Here is a 20817-nt window from a genome sequence, read left to right as displayed (position 1 = left end):
GGCGCGTAACCTTGTGGCCCTGGGCGATGCGGTGACTTGCGGACAGGTCAAAGGTACCGGGCTGTCGCCACACAGGAGTTCATGGCGATGTCCCCTCTCATTTCCGGCCTCGCATCGGTGGCGTCGATGATTTTCAATGCGGCCTCCAGTGGCGCGGGCAAGGCGTCGACGCGGCGTGGGGGTGAGGCGGCGGCGCCCGAGCCCTCGGCCGTGGTCACGCTGAGCCCCGAGGCGCAGACGCTGGCGGGGATGGCCGGGCAGGGCGCTCTGGCCACCCAGGGCCAGCCTTCTGGCGCGGGGATGACCGTGGGGCGTTCGTCCGGTCAGGCCACTGCGGCATTGCCCGGTGGCCGTGCGGCAGGGTCCGTGTCCAAGGACGATTTCCAGGCGTTGCTGACTCGGTTTGGTGCCACCGAGGATCAGAAGCAGCAGCTCACGGCGGGCTTTGACGCGGACAAGGATGGTGTCATCACCCACGATGAATTCCTCAAGGGGCTGGCCCGCACCAAAGGCCAGCAGGCGGGCAGCGATCCGTTCGCGCAAGCCGTGCTGCAGGTGATGGACCGTGCGGGTAACGCCGATGGCACCGTGGCCAAGGACGAGTTTGCAGCGCTGACTTCGGCGTTTGCTCTGGCAGAGCGGCGTGCGCCCCCGACACGGACTGCCTGAACAGCCTGAACCGTGAAGGGGCACCGGTCCTGTACCTGCGCTGTGAGCACGCGTGTTGGGGCTGGAGCCGTATCAGGTGACCTTGGGCAGCGGCAGCGACACCCAAAAGCTGCTGCCCTTGCCCGGTTCACTCTCCACCCCCAGGCTGCCCCCCATGCCCTCGACGAGGCGTTTGCACAGCGCCAACCCCAGTCCCGCACCCTCAAAGCTGCGCGTGGATGACCCGTCGACCTGTTCGAACAACGTGAAGATGCGGTGCTGGTCACCGGCCGCAATGCCAATACCCTCGTCCGTCACGCGCAGCCGCCACACCGTCGCATCAGGGGTGTCCTGCTCGGTCTCCAGGGTCAACTGGATGTGACCCGAGAGGCTGAATTTCACGGCGTTGTCCAGCAGCTGGACCAGCACCTGTTGAATACGGTCTGCGTCCCCCACGTGGCTGGCGTCGGTGCCCACGCCATCGAGGGCCAGGAAGATCTGCAAGCCTTTTTGGCGCGCCTGCGGCTCCAGCAGTTGCACCGCATCTGCGGCCAGCTCTGGGACCGATAGCGGCGCAAACTGGAACGCTACCTGGCGTGTTTCCAGCGCAGCCAGATCGATCAGGTCGTTGAGCATGCGCATGAGGCCTTTGGCCGCATCCATCACATTGTTCAGCACGGGCTTCAGGCGCTCATCCTGCGAGCGGTTGCGAGCCAGTTCGGTCATCCCCAGGATCAGTGTCATGGGGGTACGCAACTCGTGCCCAATGTTGGCGAGAAAGATGCTCTTGGTGCGCAGGGCAGCCTCTGCGGCTTCCTTGGCGACGGACAACGCTGCCGTGCGCTCCTTGACCCGAGCCTCCAGGTGCTGCCGCTCTGCCTGCAAGGCGCGCTCCAGCTCCCGTCGCCCGGTCACGTCGCGGCCAATGCTGTGGTATCCGGCTGGCTGGCCCCGGGCATCGCGGTACAGGCGGCTGGACATCTCAAACCACCGCACGCCGCCATTGGCACAGCGCATTGGCAGCGTCAACAGCGGCTGCCGGTCACGCACCGCCTCGCGCAGTGCCTCAGCGCCCTCGGGTGTCAGTGTCTTGTAGATCGAGCGGCCGATGACCTCGTGCGCGGGGACGCCGCGCGCCCGCTCGTCAGAGGGGCTCACATACGCCACCGTCATGTCGGGGTTGATCCGCCAGATCACTTCTTCCGCGCCTTCCGTGAGCAGCGTGAACTGTTGATCCCGCTCGGACAGGTGTTGGTACATGCGCAGCGCCTCTCCCACAAACAGGTAAAAGCACACGCTGCTGAGCACCAGTGCCAGCGTGAAGGTGATGAGTGCGTGCGGCGAATACGGCAGCCTTTGAAGGCCGCTGCTGCCCAGCATCAGCGCCACCGTCACCAGGGTGTAGCCAATGCCTGCTGCGCGCCCCAGCAACAGGTAGGCCGCACCCACGCCAATCAAGAACCATACGGCGCGCAACTCGTGCCCCAGCGGCTGCCAGAGCGCATAGGTGAACAGCGCCAGCCCGGCGATGGTTTGAACGAGCGCCACCGACACATACACCTGGGGCCGACAGCGCAGCGCCACCCACAGCGCCATCATCAGCAAGGTGCCAGCCCCGATGGCCAGGCTCCATGTGCCCGGCGTGGGAATCAGCCCCCACGACCCCACCCCCAGCAACAGGAGCCCCAGCGCGATGTTGGCCAGCAACATGCTCTGAAGCAAGCGGACCTGAAACTGCCGCATGTTGCCGACGGTGGAGATGGGGAGATGCATGGGCGCTGGGCGCGTAGGTAGTCAGACAAAGGTATCGTTTGTATCAAATAAATTATGAAAATGCAACTAATATCAATTTAATTGTATTTTTGGGCGCGAATTGATCATTTGATTGGGTTGTGTCTGCCGCCGGCTGGTTTGTTTGCCAGTGGTGCCGGCGAGCCACTCACAACGCGGCGCCCAAAACAAAGGGCCCTCGAAAGGGCCCTGGGTGAGTGCTCCGTAGCGGACGGGGCGCGAGCAGTGTTGCCTCGCGCCCCACACCTGCGTGGAAGGTTCAACAACCGGTCATATCCGGCCCATCAGCAGCAGGATCACCAGGATCAGCACCACCAGGCCAATCCCGCCGCTGGGTCCGTAGCCCCATGAGCGGCTGTGGCCCCAGGTGGGCAGGGCGCCGACCAGGATGAGGATCAGAACGATCAGAAGAATCAGCGAGAGTGACATGGCAGTTCCTTGTTGGAGTGGTTTGCGGTGAGTGCATTGTTGGGTGCACCCCGCGAACTGCCCGCAGGTGCCGCGCCCGCCACTGGGTCAGGGATTTCCGACACCCACTGTGGGATGCGCGGGTTGTGCCCGGACGAGACCCCGCAGATTCATGTCAAAAATGATAGCTGCAGGCGCATGTTTGACTAGCGCTTGCAGCTGTTTTTTCTCCAAACCTGTGCCGAAGCCTCTCAGTGGGCCCCCGCCGCGTCTGCCGCGCCCGCACCGCCGCTGCGCGCAGGGCGCTTGGTCAGCCAGATCAGCCCGATCAGCAGCAGGAACAAGCCGGCCGAGCCCAAAAAGATGTCGTTGGCCGCGCGGGTGAACGCCTGCTGGTCGATCAGCCGGTTGATCTGCGCCAGCGCCTGCATCTGCGTGAGGCCCGAGGCCACCAGGCCGTCCAGCGTCTGCGCGAACACCCCCTGGCCTTGCACCAGCCCTTCGGTCAGGTGCGCGTGGTGCATGGCGGCGCGGCTCTCCCACAGCGTGGTGGCAATCGACGTGCCCATGGCACCGGCGGTGATGCGCACAAAGTTCGACAAGCCTGCTGCCGCCGGGATGCGGTCTGGCGACACACCCGCCAGCGTCAGCGTGGTCAGCGGGATGAAGAAGAACGCCATGGCCGCGCCCTGCAACAGCGTGGGGATCAGGATGTGGATGAAGTCCGTCTGCACCGTGAACTGCGAACGCATCCACAGCACCGTGCTGAACACGATGAACGCACCCGTGGCCATGCGGCGCGGGTCCCACTGGCCGACCTTTTTGCCCACCAGCGGCGTGAGCAGGATGGCGAACACGCCCACCGGCGCCAGCGCCATGCCGGCCGAGGTGGCCGTGTAGCCCATCCACTGCTGCAGCCACAGCGGCAGCAGCACCACGTTGCCGAAGAACAGCGCATAGGCCACCGACAGCGCCAGCGCACCAAAGGTGAAGTTGCGGCCCTTGAAGAGCTTCAGGTCCACCACCGGGTGCTTCTCGGTCAGCTCCCACACCAGGAAGACAGCAAACGCCACCACGGCGACCACGGCCATGGTGATGATCTCGCCCGAGGCAAACCAGTCCAGCTCCTTGCCCTTGTCGAGCATGAGCTGCAGCGCGCCGACCCACAGCACCAGCAGGCTGAGGCCCACGGTGTCAATCGGCAACTTGCGGATGGGGGTCTCGCGCTTGCGGTAGATGCCCCAGGTCAGCACCCCGGCCAGCAGGCCCACGGGCACGTTGATGTAGAAGATCCACGGCCACGAGATGTTGTCGGTGATCCACCCGCCCAGGAGCGGCCCCACCACCGGCGCGACCAGCGTGGTCACGCCCCACAGCGCCAGCGCCGTGCCGGCCAAGGCACGCGGGTAGCTCGCCAGCAGCAGCGTTTGCGACAGCGGAATCATCGGCCCGGCCACCAGGCCCTGCAGCACGCGGAAGAACACCAGCATCTCCAGCGACGACGCAAAGCCGCACAGCCAGGAGGTCAGCACGAACAGCAGCACGCTCATGGTGAACAGGCGCACCGCGCCAAAGCGCTGCGTGAGCCAGCCGGTGAGCGGCACCGAGATCGCATTGGCCACACCAAAGCTGGTGATGACCCAGGTGCCCTGGCCGGGGCTCACGCCCAGGTCGCCGGCAATGGCCGGGATGGAAACGTTGGCGATGGACGAGTCCAGCACGTTCATGAACGTGGCCAGCGACAGCGACAGTGTGCCCAGCAGCAGGGCGGAGCCCTGCAGCGGCGGATAGGCAGCAGGCGGCCCGGGGGGGGCTGCTGGTGGCGACACCGCAGCAGGCGCCGCCGGAGCGGGGGCCTGGCCTGCCGTGTCTGCAGTGGGGTTGGCGGCAGTCATGCTCGGTCAACCCCGCTTACTGCACCACCGGGGACTGCACAGCGGGCTGCGCCGGGGCCGATGCATGCTTTTGCGCCTGCACTGCGGGCTGGCTGCTCACCTTGGGCGACGCCACGGCCAGTGCGGCCTTGCCATTGCGGCCCAGGTTGGCGGCGATGATGTGCGCCACTTCGTCGTCGGCGGCCTTGAATTGCTCGTCGAACACAGCGGTGGCGGCCACAGGCGTGGTGCGCTGCGTGTCGGCCAGCGTCTTGCCGCTCTGGTCGGCGGTGTCCACCTTGACTTCCATCGACAGGCCCACGCGCAGCGGGTGCTCTGCCACTTCCTTGGGGTCGAGCGCAATGCGCACGGGCACGCGCTGCACCACCTTGATCCAGTTGCCCGTGGCGTTCTGTGCGGGCAGCAGCGCAAAGGCAGCGCCAGTGCCTGCGCCCAGCCCGGTCACCGTGCCGTGGTACGTGACCTTGGTGCCGTACACGTCGGCTTCCAGTTCGGCGGTCTGGCCGATGCGCAGGGTCTTGAGCTGGCTTTCCTTGAAGTTCGCGTCCACCCAAAGGTCGTTCAGCGGCACCAGCGTCATCAGCGGGGCGCCGGCCTGCACACGCTGGCCCACTTGCACGCCGCGCTTGGCCACGTGGCCGTCCAGCGGGGCGACCAGCTGGGCACGCTGCACGGCCAGGTAGGCCTCGCGCACGCGGGCCGAGGCGCGCTGCACATTGGGGTGCTGCTCGACCGAGGTGCCTTCTGTCTGTGTCTGGCTGGCGGCCAGTTGTTCTTGTGCGGCCAGCACGGCCGACTGGGCGGCGGCCACGGTGCTCTTGGCGGCGGCCAGCTGCGCGGTGGCGTGCTGGAACTCTTCCTTGCCCACGGCACCGCTGGCCATCAGCGGGGTGCGGCGGTTCACGTCGTCCTGGGCGCGGGCAGCATCGGCCTGGGCACGGGCCAGGTCGGCGCTGCGCAGGCTGACCTGGGCCTTGAGCGTGGAGTTGTTGGCATACAGGGTGCGCACTTCGCGCACCGTCTGTGCAAGCTGGGCCTCGGCCTGCTCCAGCGCCACGCGGGCGTCAGCGGGGTCGAGCTTGACCAGCAACTGGCCGGCCTTCACATAGTCGGTGTCGTCAGCGCCGATGGACACCACCGTGCCGCCGATCTGCGGCGTGATCTGCACCACGTTGCCTGCCACGTAGGCGTTGTCGGTGGTCTCGACATGGCGGCCATTGGCCCAGTGCCAGCCACCCCAGCCGATGGCCACCAGCGCGACGGCTGCGGCGATGAGGGTGAGGCCGCGGCGGCGGGCGGTGTTGGCTTCGTTGGCGGTGAGGGGTTCGCTGTTGGCGGTCATGGCTGTGGTCTTTCAGGAATGTGTTGTTATGTGTTTTTGAATGAGTGCGGTCCGGTGGGCCGGTCAGTGCGCGGCGGCGGTGTGCAGCACGGCCGTGTCGTCCGTCCAGCCGCCACCCAGGGCCTTCATCAGCACCAGGCGGGTGTCGAGCTGGCGGGCGCGCAGGTCCACGGCCAGGCGGCGCTGGGCCAGCACCTGGCTTTCGGTGGAGAGCACCACCAGGTAGTTGCCCAGGCCTGCGCGGTAGCGCTCCTGCGCAAAGCGGTAGGCTTTTTCGGCGCTGGCCACGGCCTCGTCCTGCAAGGCCTGCTGGCGGGTGAGCGACTGGATGGAGGCCACGGCGTCGCCGGCTTCCTTCACCGCATCGAGCACGGCGCCGTTGTACTGGGCGATGGCCACGTCCAGCTCGGCGGCGCGGCCGCCCAGCTGGGCGCGCAGGCGGCCCCCGTCAAAAATGGGCAGGCGCAGCGCGGGCGTCACGCCCATCTGGCGCGAGCTGCCGTTGAACAGCCGGTCCAGCCCCAGCGAGTTCAGGCCGATGAACGCGCCGATGTTGATGTTGGGATAGAACTCGCTGCGCGCGCTGTTCACACCTTGCGTTGCCGCTTCCACGCGCCAGCGCGCGGCCACCACATCGGGGCGGCGGCCCAGCAGGTCGGCACCCAGCACCTCGGGCACGGCAGTGGGCTGCAGGGCGGCAAGGCGGGGCGTGAGCTGGGGCAGGGCATCGGGCGCCTGGCCGGTCAGCACGGCCAGTTGGCGGCGGCCCAGGGTGATCTGCTCTTCGAGCGCTTCGATTTGTGTGCGGGCGTCGGGCACAGCGGTCTGGGCCTGGGTCAGCTCGACCTGGCTGTCCAGGCCGGCAGAGGTGCGCTCTTGCGTGAGCTTGCGCTGTTCTTCCCGTTGCTCCAGCGCGCGCGTCGCCACGTCGCGCTGGGCCACCAGCCGGGCCAGCGCCACATAGCTGCGCCCCACCTGGGCGGCCAGGGTGTTGGCGGCGGCGGCGGCATCGGCCTGGGCGGCGCGGGCCTGGCCCAGCGCGGCCTGCAGCTCGGCAGCGTGCTGGCCAAAGAAGTCGGGCGACCAGCTCAGCGTGGCCTGCACGGTGCCGCTGTTGTATGTGTTGCCTGCCACCGGGGCGGGCACCAGCCCGTTGGCGGTGTAGCGCTGGCGGGTAGCGTCCACGCCCAGGGTGGCCTGCGGGCCGTTGGCGGCCTCGCGCACCTGGCTCAGGGCCACGGCCTGTTCCAGGCGGGCGCGGCTCACGGCCAGGCTGGGGCTGCCTTGCAGGGCGGTGTCGATCAGGGTGTTGAGCTGCTCGTCGCCCAGCGCTTTCCACCATTGGCTGGTGGCCACCACGTCGGTGGTGGCTGCGTTCAGGCCGGCGGCGGCCGGGGTGGTTTGCGCCAGCGGTGTGTGGGCCGGGCCGGGGTTGGCGCAGCCCACCAGTAGCAGCGCGGCGGCCAGGGCAACGGCCGATACCGCCAGATGGGCGGCGAGGGCAGAGCGGGTGGACAGAGGGGTGGGGGCAGTGGCGGTCACGGAAATCTCCAGAATGGTTTTTGGGTGTTGTGTGGAGGAAAACGAGGGCGTTGGAAACTGGCAGGGCCGAGGCCAGGGCCACCGTGGAACTGGCTTTGCCAGGCCACTGGTGGCGTCCCCCTTCAGGGGGAAGGCGCCGAAGGCGGCACAGGGGGTTTTCCGTTCGCCAGCATGCGGCGCAGCATGGACAGCAGCAGCTGCCACTCGTCGTGGCTGAAGTCGCTGAGGTGGCCGTTGAGCACGTCGGCCAGCACGGGCGGCACCAGGGCTGCAATGCGCTGGCCTTCCGGTGTGAGCCTGAGCTGCACGACGCGGCGATCCACGGTGGAGCGCTCACGCACCACCAGGCCCTTGGCTTCCATGCGGTCGAGCGACCGGGTCATGGAGGCGGGGTCGGTCTCCAGGTCACGCGCCAGGCTGGCCACGGTGGCGGTCTCGCACAGGGACAACTTGAACAGTGGCAGCCACTGGGCGTAGGTGAGTTCGTGCAAAGACAGCTGGGCATCGGCCTGCGTGCGGATGGACGACATCACCTTGCGCATCAGGTAGCCGACGCTGTTTTCGGGCACCAGCTTGCTGGGGTCGTAGTGCTCGGCGTTGTAGAACGCGGGGGCTTGGCTGGGTTCGGGAGGGGCTGACATGGGTGGGAAATTTAATTGACTAGACAATTATTGTCTTTGCATTGATTAAATTCCTGACCCTGGAGAGGGGCCTTTGAGCGGGGTGGGAGCACACGAACGGGAGGTAACGGACGGGGGTTCGCGGTGCTGAAAATGGCGCGAGTGAAGGGAGTGCGCCCCTGCAAGCAGCCTTGCAGAATGTCAATTTGCTACGTATTTGATAGCTGATGAGGCATGTTCGACTAGCGCATCAGTCCAAAAAACCTTGATTTTTGGTGCGCAGGCTGCCGCCGATATAGTGAGGCGCCTTGTTGACCGCCCCTTCTGTGACTTGCCCACCGGGACACCGCCATGACCGCTTCTGCTGATTCGTCTGCCTCCCTGCCCACCGCCTCGGACATTTCCCCGCCCTTGCGCTTTGCCGTGATGGGCGCGGGTGCCGTGGGCTGCTACTTTGGTGCCTTGCTCGCCCGGGCGGGCCATGCCGTCACGCTCATCGGGCGGCCCGCCCACGTGCTGGCCGTGCGTGACAACGGTCTGCGGCTGCAGACGGCGGCGATGGATGTGCAGGTGCCCCTGGCGGCCAGCACCGAGGCCAGCGCGGTGCACGGCGCGGACGTGGTGCTGTTCTGCGTGAAGTCGTCCGACTCGGAAGACGCCGCGCAGCAGATCCGCCCACATTTGGCCCCTGGCGCGCTGGTGCTGACCTTGCAGAACGGTGTGGACAACGACGAGCGCGTGCGCGCCGTGCTGGACGCCAGCACCCCCGTGGCAGCCGCGGTGGTCTATGTGGCTACTGCCATGGGCGGCCCCGGGCACGTGGTGCACCATGGCCGGGGCGAGCTGGTGATCGCACCTTCGCCGCGCAGCGACGAGGTGGCCCGCCAGCTCACGGCAGCGGGCATTCCCACCCAAGTGTCAGACAACGTGCGTGGCGCGCTCTGGGCCAAGCTGGTGCTCAACAGCGCCTACAACGCGCTGTCTGCACTGTCGCAACAACCCTACGGCCCGCTGGTGCAGGTGCCCGGCGTGACGCAGGTGATTGCCGACATCGTGGCCGAGTGCCTGGCGGTGGCGGCTGCTGACGGAGTGACGATTCCGGGCGATGTGCAGGCGGCGGTGCGCGGCATTGCCAGCACCATGCCCGGCCAGTATTCGTCCACCGCACAGGACCTGGCGCGGGGCAAGCCCACCGAGATCGACCACCTGAATGGCTATGTGGTCAAGCGCGGCGCCGCCTTGGGCGTGCCGACGCCGCTGAACCACGCGATGCAGGTGCTGGTCAAGTTGGCTGAGATGAAAGGTCAGCGGAGCGAGCCCACGTTGCGGTGATGACGTTGCAGCACGGGCGTGGTGGGTGCGCTGCCCGGTTCAGCGACCCACCAGCTGCTGCGCCCAGTGCGGCAAGTGGGGCACCAGCGCCGTCGTTTCATGCGGCGTGCTCACCGCCACCAGCTGAGGTCCGGTGCCTGTGACCTCGGCGGCGTCATACAGATACGACACATTGGCCTTGCGCACGGCCCGTGTCAGGTTTTCCAGCGTGCGGGGGTAGCGGGCCAGGATGCGTTCGGGCGGCACAGCATGCCCGCCTTCGCGCACACGCTGCGCCACGCGGCTCAACAGCCGACTGGGGTCGTCCAGCGCCACCACATACAACGCCACGGTGTAGCCAAGGCGTTGGGCTTCTTCAATCAGGGCCAGTTTGGAGGGGTGCGAAAAAACGGTTTCGCTGGCAAAGTCGGCGCCCTCGCCCAGCAGCGTAGCGCGTCGCTCGTCGGCCCAGTGGCGAGCGGCCTCGGACCGGGCTTCTGGATCGGCAATGTGCTGCAGATTTGCCTGTTCGTGAAGATCGGCGTTCACAAATTCCAGCGGCGGTCCCAGGATGCCTTCGCGCACTAGGGCGCGGTACAGGGTGGATTTGCCCGCGCCGTTGGGGCCCGCAAGCAGGTGGAACCAGCGGGGCGAATTGCTAGTGCTCGATAGCCGGGAGGGTGTTTGCGGGGGCGCCACCACGTGTGTCAAACAGCGGCGGTGGCTTTGGCCTGGTTCTCCAGTACCACCTCACGCACCCGCTGCGCCAGGGTACCGCGCGTTTGTGCGGCCAGCAGGCGGGCAGTGAGGGCATCGACCGAGGGGGGAGCTGCCGCTGTAGCAGTGCGGGATGCAGCAGCTTCATATTGCTCAATGGCGCTGCGTGCCTCTTGCACGCTCAGCCCGGTGTGCTCCACGATCTGGCCCAGCGTGGCCCAGTATTCAATCTGGCTGGCCACCGAGCGACGCATGGGCTGCGCGGCCTGGCGGGCTTGCTCCACCAAGTGGGCGGGGAGTTTGACGGACGAGAAGGGGGTGGCGGACATGGCAATCTCCTGATTGGTGCATTTTGCGCCAATCAGGATGGGCTGGCAAATGGCGCCGCCATCACCCGCAGCGTACGCTTCAGCTGAACGCTTCCTCCAGCAACCGCTCACGCACGACCTGCGCGGCCTGCACCATGTGCCGCAACGCGGCTTCAGTCTCGGGCCAACCCCGGGTTTTGAGGCCGCAGTCGGGGTTCACCCACAGGTGCTCCACGAGCACGACCTCGGCGGCTTTTTCGAGCAGCGCGGCCATCTCCTGCACGCCGGGCACGCGGGGCGAGTGGATGTCGTACACGCCGGGGCCGATCTCGTTCGGATATTTGAAGTCGCCAAAGCCCTGCAACAACTCCATGTCCGACCGACTCGTCTCAATCGTGATCACATCGGCATCCATGGCCGCGATGGCGGGCAGGATGTCGTTGAACTCGCTGTAGCACATGTGGGTGTGGATCTGCGTGTCATTGCGCACGCCGCTGGCACTGATGCGGAAGGCTCGCGTGGCGCGCTCCAGATAGCTCTTCCACCCCGCGCGGCGCAGCGGCAAGCCCTCGCGGATGGCGGGCTCGTCGATCTGGATGATGGCGATGCCGGCGGCTTCCAGGTCGCACACCTCGTCGCGGATCGCCCAGGCGATCTGGTCGGCCGTGGTGGCGCGGGGCTGGTCGTCGCGCACAAAGCTCCATTGCAGGATGGTGATGGGGCCGGTGAGCATGCCTTTCATGGGTTTGGCGGTGAGGCTCTGCGCGTACTGCGTCCACGCCACCGTCATGGGCGTGGGGCGGGCCACGTCGCCGTAAATGATGGGCGGCTTCACGCAGCGCGAGCCATAGCTTTGCACCCAGCCGTTGGCGGTGAAGGCAAAGCCGTCGAGCTGCTCGCCAAAGTATTCGACCATGTCGTTGCGCTCGGCTTCGCCGTGCACCAGCACGTCGATGCCCAGCGACTCCTGCTTGCGCACGGCCAGGGCGATCTCGGCCTGCATCTTCCGCTCGTAGTGGGCTGCATCGAGCGCGCCGCGCTTGAATGCGGCGCGGGCCGCGCGGATCTCGGCCGTCTGCGGGAAGGAGCCGATGGTGGTGGTGGGCAACAGCGGCAGCTTGAGCCGCGCACGCTGGGCCTTTTGCCTTGCGGGGAAGGTGCTGGCGCGTTGGTCGGCACCTGGAGCAGCGGCCGCAATGCGGGCGGCCACCGTGGCGCGGTGCACGCGTGGGCTGGCGCGGCGGGCGGCCAGGGCGGTGCGGGCCGCGCGCAGTTCGTCATCTACTGCCGCCTCGCCTTGTGACAACACGGTAGACAGAACACGCAGTTCATCCAGTTTTTCCACCGCAAACGCCAGCCAGGATTTCACCTCTGCGTCCAGTTGCGTTTCGGCCTCTAGGCTGAACGGCACATGCAGCAGAGAGCACGATGGCGCCAGCCACACCTCGCCCTGGTGCTTGTCGGCCACGGGGCGCAGCTTTTGCAGCGCCGCATCCAGGTCAGTGCGCCAGATGTTGCGGCCGTCCACGATGCCCACCGACAGCACTTTGTGCGAGGGCAACCAGTCGGCCACGCCCACCAACTCGTCGGGGGCGCGCACGGCGTCCACATGCAGGCCGGCCACGGGCAGCTGGCAGGCCAGGCGCAGGTTTTCGGCCAGCGGCGAGAAGTAGGTGGCCAGCAGCAGCTTGGGCGCGCTGCGGGCGAGTTGCCAGTAGCTGGGCTCAAAGGCATGGCGCCACGCATCGGGCAGGTCCAGGCCCAGGATGGGCTCGTCGATCTGCACCCATTCCACGCCTTGGGCCTTCAGGCGCGCCAGCACGGCTTCGTACACGGGCAGCAGGGATTCCAGCAGGCTGAAGCGGTCAAAGCCCGCCGCCTTGGATTTGCCCAGCCACAAAAAGCTCAGCGGCCCCAGCAGCACGGCCTTGACGCGGTGGCCCAGCGCCTGGGCCTCGGCCACTTCGGCAAACAGGCGCTCGCTGGCCAGGTGGAACTGGGTGTGGGCGCTGAACTCGGGTACGAGGTAGTGGTAGTTGGTGTCGAACCACTTGGTCATCTCCAGTGCGGGCTGGCCGGTGGTGTGGTGCTGGGCTGTGCAACCGGTGCTGCAGCCTTGGTGGTTTTCAGCTTGGGCCGACACGCCCCGGGCCATAGCAAAGTAGCGCGCCAGCTCGGGCGCTTGGGCGTCAAAGTCAAAACGCGCAGGCTCGCAGCCCAGCAGCTGGATGTGGTTGGCCACATGGTCGTACAGCGCAAAGTCGCCCACGGTCACAAAGCCCAGGCCTGCGTCGGCCTGCGCCTGCCAGTGTTGCTGGCGCAGCTGGGCGGCGGTGGCTTGCAGCTCGGCCTCGGTGCTGTCGCCCCGCCAGAAGGATTCGAGCGCGAATTTCAGCGCGCGCTGCGCCCCCATGCGCGGAAACCCCAGGGTGTGCGTGAGCACGGGGCGGCGGGTGGTTGGAGCGGCGAGCGACATGGTGATTTCCTTCTTCTGAATGGAGCAATGCAATGAAGGCACCGATGGTCGCGTGGGCTCGTTTATTATTCAAACGAAAGTTTTAGTTGATCAACTTGAAAATTAATAATGAACCAGTCGATCCTGGAAGTGCGCCACCTGCGCACGCTGGTGGCCCTGCGTGACAGCGGCAGCCTGGTGCGGGCCGCGCAGTTGCTCAACCTCACGCAGTCGGCGCTGTCGCACCAGATCAAGCTGCTGGAAGACCGCTACGGCCAGCCGCTGTTTGAGCGCAAATCGGTGCCGCCGCAGTTCACCGCCGTGGGCGAACGCCTGCTCGCGCTGGCCGATGCGATGCTGCCGCAGGTGGAAGGGGCCGAGCGCGACATCGCCCGCCTGGTGCTGGGGCAGGGCGGGCAGATGCGCATTGCGGTGGAATGCCACACCTGCTTTGACTGGCTGATGCCCGCCATGGACGCCTTTCGCACCCGCTGGCCCGAGGTGGAGCTGGACATCGTGAGCGGCTTTCATGCCGACCCAGTGGGCCTGCTGCACCAGGGCCGGGCCGATGTGGCCATCGTGTCGGAGGTGGACGGCGACGAGGCGGGCGTGGACTACCACGCGCTGTTTGGCTTTGAAATCCGCTCGCTGCTGGCCAACACGCACCCGCTGGTGGCCAAGCCGCACCTGGTGGCGCAGGACTTTGCCGACCAGACCATCATCACCTACCCCGTGCCCGACGAAATGCTCGATTTGATCCGCCAGGTGCTGGAGCCCGCCGGCGTGCGCCCCCCGCGCCGCACCACCGAGCTGACGGTGGCCATGCTGCAGCTGGTGGCCAGCGGGCGCGGCGTGGCGGCGCTGCCGCTGTGGGCGGTGCAGAGCTACCTGGACCGGGGCTATGTGACGGCGCGGCCCATTGCGGCAGGACCTGGCGAAAAAGGCCTGCGCGGCGAGCTGCACGCAGCCTGCCTGCCCAGCCTGTCGGCCAAGCCGTATCTGCAGGACTTTGTGCAGGTGACGCGGGAGACGAGTTTCGTGACGCTCAAGGGCGTGGAGTTGTTGTGACCGGATCGGGCGCGTACTTGTCGCCCACTTCCTCGCGCAGCGGGTGGGTGTCGTAGACGATGTTCATGTCGCGGATCCGCGTGCTGCCCGCGTCGAACGTGAATACATCCACGCAGGTGAACGTCACCTCGCGCCCATCGTTCAAAGTCCAGTCATAGCGGAAATAGGCGGCGACCCGCACGGCGCCGCCGTTGTCTGGTTGCGCGGAGACGAACAGATCCAGCACGGTGATCACGCTGCCGCTGGAGGCCTGGGCGAGCTTTTGGAAAAAGTCGCTCGCGCGCATGGTGCCCAGGAAGGGGGAATGCACTACGCCATCGTCTTCAAAGCAGGCAATCAACCCGTCGGTGTGGCTGGCGTGCAGGTGGGCGAGGTAGGTGCGGACGGTATCGATGGGGGTGTGGCTCATACGTGGCGATGCAAAGGGCGTGGAGTGGAGTGCGTAGCTTCGCCAACTCCGCGCCGCACGACAAGAGACAATGGTGGCTTATACATAAAAGGTGTTTATGTATCTGCGCTACCTGCAATACCTCCATGCGGTCATCGAACAAGGCTCGTTCGCCTTGGCGGCCAAGGCCTGCGGCGTGTCGCAGCCTGCGATCAGCCATGGCATGAAAGCACTACAAGCCCACTTCGCGCAGCCCTTGCTGGTGCGGGACGGGCGACGCCATGTGCCCACCGACCTGGCCCGGGCCGTAGCCGCGCAGGCCTTGCCCCTGGCACAAGGGGTGGAGGCGTTGCCCCGCGCTTCGGTGACTGCGGCAGACCGATACCTGCTGCGGGTGGGGCTCACGTCTTCAGCGGCGCTGGTTTGCGGCCCGCTGCTGTATGCCAGCTGGTGTCTGCCCAACGCCCGGCGCTCGCTGGAGATGGCGACGGCCGATGAAGGCAGTCTGCTGGACGGCCTGCTGCAGCGGCGCTTTGATGCGGTCATTGCCCCCAAACCGCGCAAGTTTGTGCATCCCGATGTGACGGAGCGCCCCCTGTACGAGTTGCATCCCCAGGTCTATGCGCGCAAGGGCCACCCATGGGTCCGGGCCCAGTCGCTGGCGCAACTGCAGGGCGCTGCGTGGGCCTGTGTGGGGCCCAGCGTCAGCGGGCCGGTGGATGTGTTGACGGAAGCGCACCGTGTGCGCCGCATGCCTGCCCCCAAGATGTCCGTGCGCTGCCCCGACTTTGCCAGCCTGTTGCACCTGGTGGCGCAGTCCGATCTGCTGGCTGTTGTGCCGCACCCTGCGTTACTGGGCGGCGCGTCCACGCTGGTGGCGCCCCTGCGGCTGGCGGAATCTCTGCCGCTGTATGGCATGTGGCTGTTCGAACCCCGGGGCCACAAGTCACGGCTGGGCCCCGAGGTGTTTGCGCCCGCGGGCTGAGTCTGGCGCGCAGGCGCTGACCGAAACATTGCAAGGAGGATCAGTGTTTGAAATTGGTGTTGCAAGACTCCATAATCGCTTTCCTCATCCCTTCACCGAGCCTTTGCACCATGCACCATCCGCAGCGCCGCCCACACTCAGCCCCTTCGTTTGTCCGCCCCCTGATGGCCTCGCTGGCGCTGGCGTTTGCCGCCACCCTGGCCCAAGCTGCACCTGTTGCTGAGGTCCATGCGCTGGCCCAGAAGGAGCAGCAGCCGCTGCTCGACACCCTGCGTGACCTGGTGCATATCGAGTCGGGCAGCAAGGACATCGAAGGCCTGAACCAGATCGCCGAGCGCATTGCCAGCCAGCTCAAGCAATTGGGCGGCACGGTGGACGTGCTGCAGACCAGCGATATCTACCGCCTCGACGATACCCCCGAGAAGGTGGGCCCTGCTGTGCAGGCCGTGTTCAAGGGCACGGGCAGCAAGAAGATCATGCTCATCGCGCACATGGACACGGTGTACCTCAAAGGCATGCTCAAGGGCCAGCCTTTCCGCATCGATGGTGACAAGGCCTATGGCCTGGGCATCTCGGACGACAAGCAGGGCATCGCGCTCATCATCCACACCGTGGCCTTGCTGCAAAAGCTCAACTTCAAGGACTACGGCACGCTCACCGTGCTGATCAACGGTGACGAAGAAATCAGCTCGCCCGGCTGGCGCAGCACCATCACCCGTGTGGCGTCTGAGCAGGACGTGGTGTTGTCGTTCGAAGGCGGCGGCACCGACGGCACGCTGCGCCTGGCCACCAGCGGCATTGGGGCGGCCTACCTCACGGTGCAGGGCAAGGCATCGCACGCCGGGGCCAAGCCCGAGGATGGCGTGAACGCGCTGTATGAGCTGTCGCACCAGCTGCTGCAAATGAAGGACTTGTCCAAGTCCGACGAGGGCCTCAAGCTGAACTGGACGGTGTCCAAGGCAGGTACCAACCGCAACGTGATTCCGGCCGAAGCCACGGCCCAGGCCGATGCGCGCGCGCTGCGTGTGGCGGACTTCGACGGGCTGGAGAAAGGCCTGCAAGAGAAGGTCAAGAGCAAGCTGCTGCCCGCATCCAAGGTGGATGTGAAGTTTGAAGTGCGCCGCCCGCCGCTGGAGGCCAGCGACGCATCCCGCCGTGTGGCGGGTTACGGCAAGGTCATCTACCAGGAGCTGGGCATGTCGCTCAATGTGGTGGAAAAAGCCACCGGCGGCGGCACCGACGCAGCGTTTGCGGCGCTCAAGACCAAGGGCGCGGTGGTGGAGGGCATGGGCCTGTCGGGCTACGGCGCGCACTCCAACGATGCGGAGTACGTGCAGATCAACACCATCGTGCCGCGCCTGTACCTGGCCACGCGCATGATCATGGACATCTCGCGCGACCGCGTGAAGTGACGCGCTGAACTGCCCCACACCCTCCCTGTGAGGGCAGCTGCGTTACACAAGGCGCCGTGGCGGGCTCAAGCGCCCGGCGTGCCTGGCACCGGCGTGCGCACGGTGCCCGTCGCAAAGAAGGATGCCAGGTTCTCCAGCACCAGGTCTGCCATGGCGCGGCGGGTTTCGTGGGTGGCGCTGGCGGTGTGCGGGGTCAGCACCACGTTGTCCAGCGCCATCAGCGCGGCGGGCACGCTGGGTTCGTTCTCAAACACGTCCAGCCCGGCGCCGGCAATGCGGCGCTCGGTCAGCGCATCGATCAGTACCGCCTCGTCCACCACAGTGCCACGCGCCACATTGATGAGAAATCCGTTGGGGCCCAAGGCCTCCAGCACATCGCGGTTAACGAGGTGGCGCGTTGCGGCGCCACCTGCAACGGTGAGCACGAGGTAGTCGGCCCACTGCGCCAGCGCGGTCACCGACTCGAAGTAGGGCAGTGCGCATTCCTGCGCCGGGCGGCGGTTGTGGTACCCCACCTCCATGCGAAAGCCGCTCGCACGCTCGGCCACGGCCTGCCCGATGCGGCCCATGCCCACGATGCCCAGCCGTTTGCCGGACACGCGGGTGCCCAGTGCGTATCTGGCCTTCGGCCATTCACCACGGCGCACAAAACGGTCGCTGGCGGCCACGTGGCGTGACACATCCAGCATCAGCGCGAACGCCATGTCGGCCACACAGTCGTTGAGCACGCCGGGTGTGTAGCCCACCTGCACACCCCGGGCCTTGGCTGCATCGATGTCCAGCGCATCAAAACCCACGCCAAAACTGCTGATGACCCGAAGGTTGGGCAATGCCGCAATGACTTCGCCCTTGAGGCCGATGGCTGCGGTGGTCACCACCCCCGTGAACTCCGCACCGTGCGACGCCAGAAAAGCCGCCGGATCGGTCTGGTCGGCCAGGCAGGCGACGCTGTAATGGGCAGCCAGTTCGACTTCCAGTGCGGGAAGGGGCAGGCGGCCGATTTGCAGGATGCGAGGGGGAGTCGTGGTCATGGTTTCGTGGGGCAACAGTACCAAAAAATGCAAGGGGCGGCACACAGCCGCCCCGATGTGTCTACATCATGCCGCGACGCGCACGGCCTGGCGCGCCAGCAGCTTCCACTGGCCCCCTTGCTGTTGCCATACGCCCAGGATCTTGATCTGCACCTTGCCGGGCTTGCCCGAATCGTTGGTGTCGGCCGTGAGGGTGTGGCGCACGATGGCGGTGTTGCCCACCACCTTGATGGTCTGGTCGGTGATGGCGATGGTCACGAAGTCGGACTTGCCGGCGATCAGGTCACCAATGAAGCTGTCCTTGGTGTCCACGCGGCCGCCGGAATGGCCGTAGCTCAGGTCGTCGGCAACGAGGGCCGTCAGCGCCGCAGGCGTGGGGTCGATCATGGCGACACGCAGCTTCTCTGCGGCGGCTGCCACAGCTTGCTCGGCCGATGCCGAGGAGCCGGTGGCTGCCGCACCGGTGGCGCAACCTGAGAGTGCGGCAAGCGTGACGGCGGCGGCTGTGGCCAGAATGATTTTCTTGAACATCTTTTCTGTCTCCGTTGTTGTGTTGATGGTTGTGGAATGGGCGTGCCAGGACTGCCCCCGGACCTGTGCACGGCCGGGCCCGGGGTGTAGGGGGGGCTGCAATGGGAGCAAAAAACGAGGGCCTGGTGAACCAGGCCCTGCGCCAGGCCGCGCTTACTGCGGCCCGAGCTTGTCAATCAGCGCCTTGAGCTCTTCCATCTCGTGGGGCTTGAGGTCCGTCAGCGGCGCCCGCACCGGCCCGCCGTCATGGCCCACGATGCGCGCACCCGCCTTGATGATCGACACGCCATAGCCCTCCACCCGGTTGCGGATGGCCAGGTACGGCATGAAGAACGACTTGAGCAGCCGGTGCTGCGTGGCTGTGTCATCGCTGGCCACCGCCTTGTAGAACTCCATCGCCGTCTTGGGGATGAAGTTGAACACCGCCGACGAATACACCGGGGTGCCCAGCGCCTTGTAGGCAGCGGCATACACCTCCGCCGTGGGCAGACCGCCCAGGTACGAGAAGCGGTCCCCCATCTTCATGTAGATGGAAGACATGGTCTCGATGTTGCCCACACCGTCCTTGAACCCCACCAGGTTCGGACAACGCTCGGCCAGGATGGCCAGGGACTCGGCCGTGAGCTTGGTGCGGTCGCGGTTGTAGACGATCACACCAAACTTCACGCTCTTGCAGACCTGCTCCACATGGGCGATCAGGCCTTCCTGGCCTGCTTCGGTCAGGTAGTGCGGCAGCAGCAGGATGCCATGGGCGCCCAGACGCTCGGCCTCCTGGGCATGGGCAATGGCCGTGCGGGTGGGGCCACCGGCCCCGGCAATGATCGGCACCTTGCCCCGGCAGGTATCCACGGCCGTCTTGATGACCTCGCTGTATTCGGGGCCCGAGAGCGAGAAGTACTCGCCGGTGCCACCGGCGGCAAACAGGGCGCTGGCGCCATAGGGGGCGAGCCACTCCAGGCGCTCGATGTAGGTCTTGGGGCGGAAGTTGCCCTGCTCGTCGAAGTCGGTGATGGGGAACGAGAGCAGGCCGGAGCCCATGATGGTTTTGAGTTCTTGCGGGGTCATGGTCATTGCAGCGGGAGAGGATGGTGAATGAAACGGGTGTCTGTGGCGCTCAGTCGAGCTTGATGTTGGCGGCCTTCACCACGCTGGCCCAGCGCGCGCGTTCCTTGGCGAAGAACTGGTCCTGTTCGGTGGAGGTCATGGTCACCACTTCGGCGCCCTGGCCTGCCAGGCGCGAGCGGATCTCGGGTGCGCGGATGGCAGTGATGAGCGCCTTGTTGAGCTTTTGCACGACCGCATCGGGTGTGCCGCGTGGCAGCAGCACGCCTTGCCAGGTGCCGGACTCGTAGCCGGCCACACCTTGCTCGGCAATCGTGGGCACGTCACCGATCAGCGGCATGCGGGTGGACTTGGAAACGCCCAGCACCTTGAGCTTGCCGTTTTGTACCTGGGGCAGGGTGGCCAGCATGCCGTTCATCAGCACCTGGGTCTGGCCCGCCACGGTGTCCTGAATCGCGGTGACGCCGCCCTTGTAGGGGATGTACTGCCAGCGTGCGCCGCTGGCGCGCTCCAGCGCCACGCCGGCAAGGTGGGGAGCGCTGCCGGTGGCCGTCACGGCAAAGTTCAACTCGTTCTTCTTGGAGTAGGCGATCAGCTCCTTGAGGTTGTTGACCGGCACCGAGGGGTGCACCACCAGCAGGTGGGGCGAGTAGGCCAGCATGGTCACACCGCGCAGGTCTTTGGAGGGGTCGAACGACAGCTTGGTGTAGACCGAGGGGCTGATCGCCAGCGCGCCCACATCACACAGCAGCATGGTGTAGCCATCGGGCTCGGCTTTGGCCACAAAGTCGGCACCCAGGTTGCCATTGGCGCCGGGCTTGTTCTCGACGATCACGCTCTGCTTGAGCGATTCGGACAGCGCCTGGCTGATCGAGCGCGCAATGATGTCCGAGCTGCCGCCTGGTGGGTAGGGCACCACGATGCGCAGTGTCTTGGCAGGCCATTCAGCGGTCTGGGCCGTGGCAGAAGCTGCCGCCAGAGCGGCAGTGCAGGCCAGAAGAATTGCGCGACGTTGCAGGCTCATGGAATGTCTCCGTGTGTTTGTGTTGTTAGTCATCGTACAACTAGATCGAAAAATATGCAATCCATGCCGGTGTCATTCAGTGCATGTTTAGGGGAATTTCAGGGTTTGTACTGAGAATTCTGGCCCCAAAAAATCCAGAGATTGTTGATTGGCGGGTGTTTCAAGGTTGTGCGTGACCTCGGGTAATCCCTTTCTCTGTCAGCGCTGAAGATGGGTCAGAATGCACTCCTTGTTGTATGACGACATATCACAATCACACGATGCTGCAGCAATGGAACG

Annotated in this window: 19 protein-coding genes; 5 read left to right on the top strand and 14 right to left on the bottom strand. The window is 66.1% G+C overall.

Annotated features, from left to right (window positions below; translation table 11 throughout):
• Positions 1 to 87: 87 nt before the first annotated feature.
• Positions 88 to 669 carry an EF-hand domain-containing protein gene (locus N4G42_RS14285; RefSeq protein WP_260667650.1) on the top strand — a complete coding sequence of 194 codons (582 nt, stop codon included), beginning with the start codon at positions 88 to 90 and terminating at the stop codon, positions 667 to 669.
• Positions 670 to 741: 72 nt separating this feature from the next.
• On the opposite strand, the gene N4G42_RS14280 is transcribed toward N4G42_RS14285, so the two are convergent.
• From N4G42_RS14280 to N4G42_RS14255, 6 genes are all read right to left on the bottom strand, one after another.
• Positions 742 to 2421: an ATP-binding protein gene (locus N4G42_RS14280; protein WP_260667649.1), complete on the bottom strand. Its 1680-nt coding sequence runs from the start codon at positions 2419 to 2421 to the stop codon at positions 742 to 744.
• A 288-nt stretch (positions 2422 to 2709) separates the two neighbouring features.
• Positions 2710 to 2868 carry a DUF3309 family protein gene (locus N4G42_RS14275; protein WP_007856361.1) on the bottom strand — a complete coding sequence of 53 codons (159 nt, stop codon included), beginning with the start codon at positions 2866 to 2868 and terminating at the stop codon, positions 2710 to 2712.
• A gap of 230 nt (positions 2869 to 3098) precedes the next feature.
• Positions 3099 to 4742 (bottom strand): DHA2 family efflux MFS transporter permease subunit, encoded by a 1644-nt coding sequence (locus tag N4G42_RS14270; RefSeq protein WP_260667647.1) that lies wholly within the window; start codon positions 4740 to 4742, stop codon positions 3099 to 3101.
• Between the two features lie 16 nt (positions 4743 to 4758).
• Complete coding sequence (locus tag N4G42_RS14265; protein ID WP_260667646.1) at positions 4759 to 6084, bottom strand: HlyD family efflux transporter periplasmic adaptor subunit; 1326 nt, start codon at positions 6082 to 6084, stop codon at positions 4759 to 4761.
• Between the two features lie 63 nt (positions 6085 to 6147).
• Positions 6148 to 7626, bottom strand: a complete 1479-nt coding sequence (locus tag N4G42_RS14260; protein ID WP_260667645.1) for an efflux transporter outer membrane subunit — start codon at positions 7624 to 7626, stop codon at positions 6148 to 6150.
• Between the two features lie 122 nt (positions 7627 to 7748).
• Positions 7749 to 8267 carry a MarR family winged helix-turn-helix transcriptional regulator gene (locus tag N4G42_RS14255; RefSeq protein ID WP_260667644.1) on the bottom strand — a complete coding sequence of 173 codons (519 nt, stop codon included), beginning with the start codon at positions 8265 to 8267 and terminating at the stop codon, positions 7749 to 7751.
• 330 nt (positions 8268 to 8597) lie between these two features.
• Here N4G42_RS14255 and N4G42_RS14250 point away from each other — a divergent pair, with 330 nt between their 5' ends.
• Entirely contained in the window at positions 8598 to 9578 is a 981-nt protein-coding gene (locus N4G42_RS14250; RefSeq protein WP_260667643.1) for a ketopantoate reductase family protein, read from the top strand.
• Between the two features lie 39 nt (positions 9579 to 9617).
• On the opposite strand, the gene N4G42_RS14245 is transcribed toward N4G42_RS14250, so the two are convergent.
• From N4G42_RS14245 to metE, 3 genes are all read right to left on the bottom strand, one after another.
• The gene (locus N4G42_RS14245) at positions 9618 to 10256 is read right to left on the bottom strand and encodes a zeta toxin family protein (protein ID WP_260667642.1); all 639 of its coding nucleotides are present in this window, start codon (positions 10254 to 10256) and stop codon (positions 9618 to 9620) included.
• A gap of 8 nt (positions 10257 to 10264) precedes the next feature.
• Positions 10265 to 10603, bottom strand: a complete 339-nt coding sequence (locus tag N4G42_RS14240) for a ParD-like family protein (protein ID WP_260667641.1) — start codon at positions 10601 to 10603, stop codon at positions 10265 to 10267.
• A 79-nt stretch (positions 10604 to 10682) separates the two neighbouring features.
• Positions 10683 to 13058: a 5-methyltetrahydropteroyltriglutamate--homocysteine S-methyltransferase gene (gene metE, locus N4G42_RS14235; RefSeq protein ID WP_260667640.1), complete on the bottom strand. Its 2376-nt coding sequence runs from the start codon at positions 13056 to 13058 to the stop codon at positions 10683 to 10685.
• Between the two features lie 108 nt (positions 13059 to 13166).
• On the opposite strand from metE, the gene N4G42_RS14230 reads away from it, so the two are divergent.
• On the top strand, positions 13167 to 14105 hold the full coding sequence (locus tag N4G42_RS14230; RefSeq protein WP_260667639.1) for a LysR family transcriptional regulator: 939 nt from the start codon (positions 13167 to 13169) through the stop codon (positions 14103 to 14105).
• Here the strand turns inward: N4G42_RS14230 and N4G42_RS14225 are convergent.
• On the bottom strand, positions 14083 to 14514 hold the full coding sequence (locus N4G42_RS14225; RefSeq protein ID WP_260667638.1) for a nuclear transport factor 2 family protein: 432 nt from the start codon (positions 14512 to 14514) through the stop codon (positions 14083 to 14085). The genes N4G42_RS14230 and N4G42_RS14225 overlap by 23 nt on opposite strands.
• Before the next feature lie 97 nt (positions 14515 to 14611).
• Between N4G42_RS14225 and N4G42_RS14220 the strand changes: the two genes are divergently transcribed.
• Together N4G42_RS14220 and N4G42_RS14215 are read left to right on the top strand one after the other, a co-directional pair.
• On the top strand, positions 14612 to 15478 hold the full coding sequence (locus tag N4G42_RS14220) for a LysR family transcriptional regulator (RefSeq protein ID WP_260667637.1): 867 nt from the start codon (positions 14612 to 14614) through the stop codon (positions 15476 to 15478).
• Positions 15479 to 15588: 110 nt separating this feature from the next.
• Positions 15589 to 16890 carry a M20/M25/M40 family metallo-hydrolase gene (locus N4G42_RS14215; RefSeq protein ID WP_260667636.1) on the top strand — a complete coding sequence of 434 codons (1302 nt, stop codon included), beginning with the start codon at positions 15589 to 15591 and terminating at the stop codon, positions 16888 to 16890.
• A gap of 65 nt (positions 16891 to 16955) precedes the next feature.
• Here N4G42_RS14215 and N4G42_RS14210 read toward each other — a convergent pair whose 3' ends face one another.
• From N4G42_RS14210 to N4G42_RS14195, 4 genes are all read right to left on the bottom strand, one after another.
• Entirely contained in the window at positions 16956 to 17921 is a 966-nt protein-coding gene (locus N4G42_RS14210; RefSeq protein ID WP_260667635.1) for a 2-hydroxyacid dehydrogenase, read from the bottom strand.
• Positions 17922 to 17987: 66 nt separating this feature from the next.
• Complete coding sequence (locus N4G42_RS14205) at positions 17988 to 18452, bottom strand: nuclear transport factor 2 family protein (RefSeq protein WP_260667634.1); 465 nt, start codon at positions 18450 to 18452, stop codon at positions 17988 to 17990.
• 153 nt (positions 18453 to 18605) lie between these two features.
• On the bottom strand, positions 18606 to 19517 hold the full coding sequence (gene kdgD / locus N4G42_RS14200) for a 5-dehydro-4-deoxyglucarate dehydratase (RefSeq protein ID WP_056062529.1): 912 nt from the start codon (positions 19515 to 19517) through the stop codon (positions 18606 to 18608).
• 49 nt (positions 19518 to 19566) lie between these two features.
• On the bottom strand, positions 19567 to 20538 hold the full coding sequence (locus tag N4G42_RS14195) for a Bug family tripartite tricarboxylate transporter substrate binding protein (protein ID WP_056062533.1): 972 nt from the start codon (positions 20536 to 20538) through the stop codon (positions 19567 to 19569).
• Positions 20539 to 20817 lie beyond the last annotated feature (279 nt).

This window comes from Acidovorax sp. K2F (assembly GCF_025246485.1).
In the GTDB taxonomy this organism is placed as follows: domain Bacteria; phylum Pseudomonadota; class Gammaproteobacteria; order Burkholderiales; family Burkholderiaceae_C; genus Acidovorax; species Acidovorax delafieldii.
Note: the sequence above shows the minus strand (reverse complement) of the source record. Positions and strands in the feature narration are given on the sequence as shown.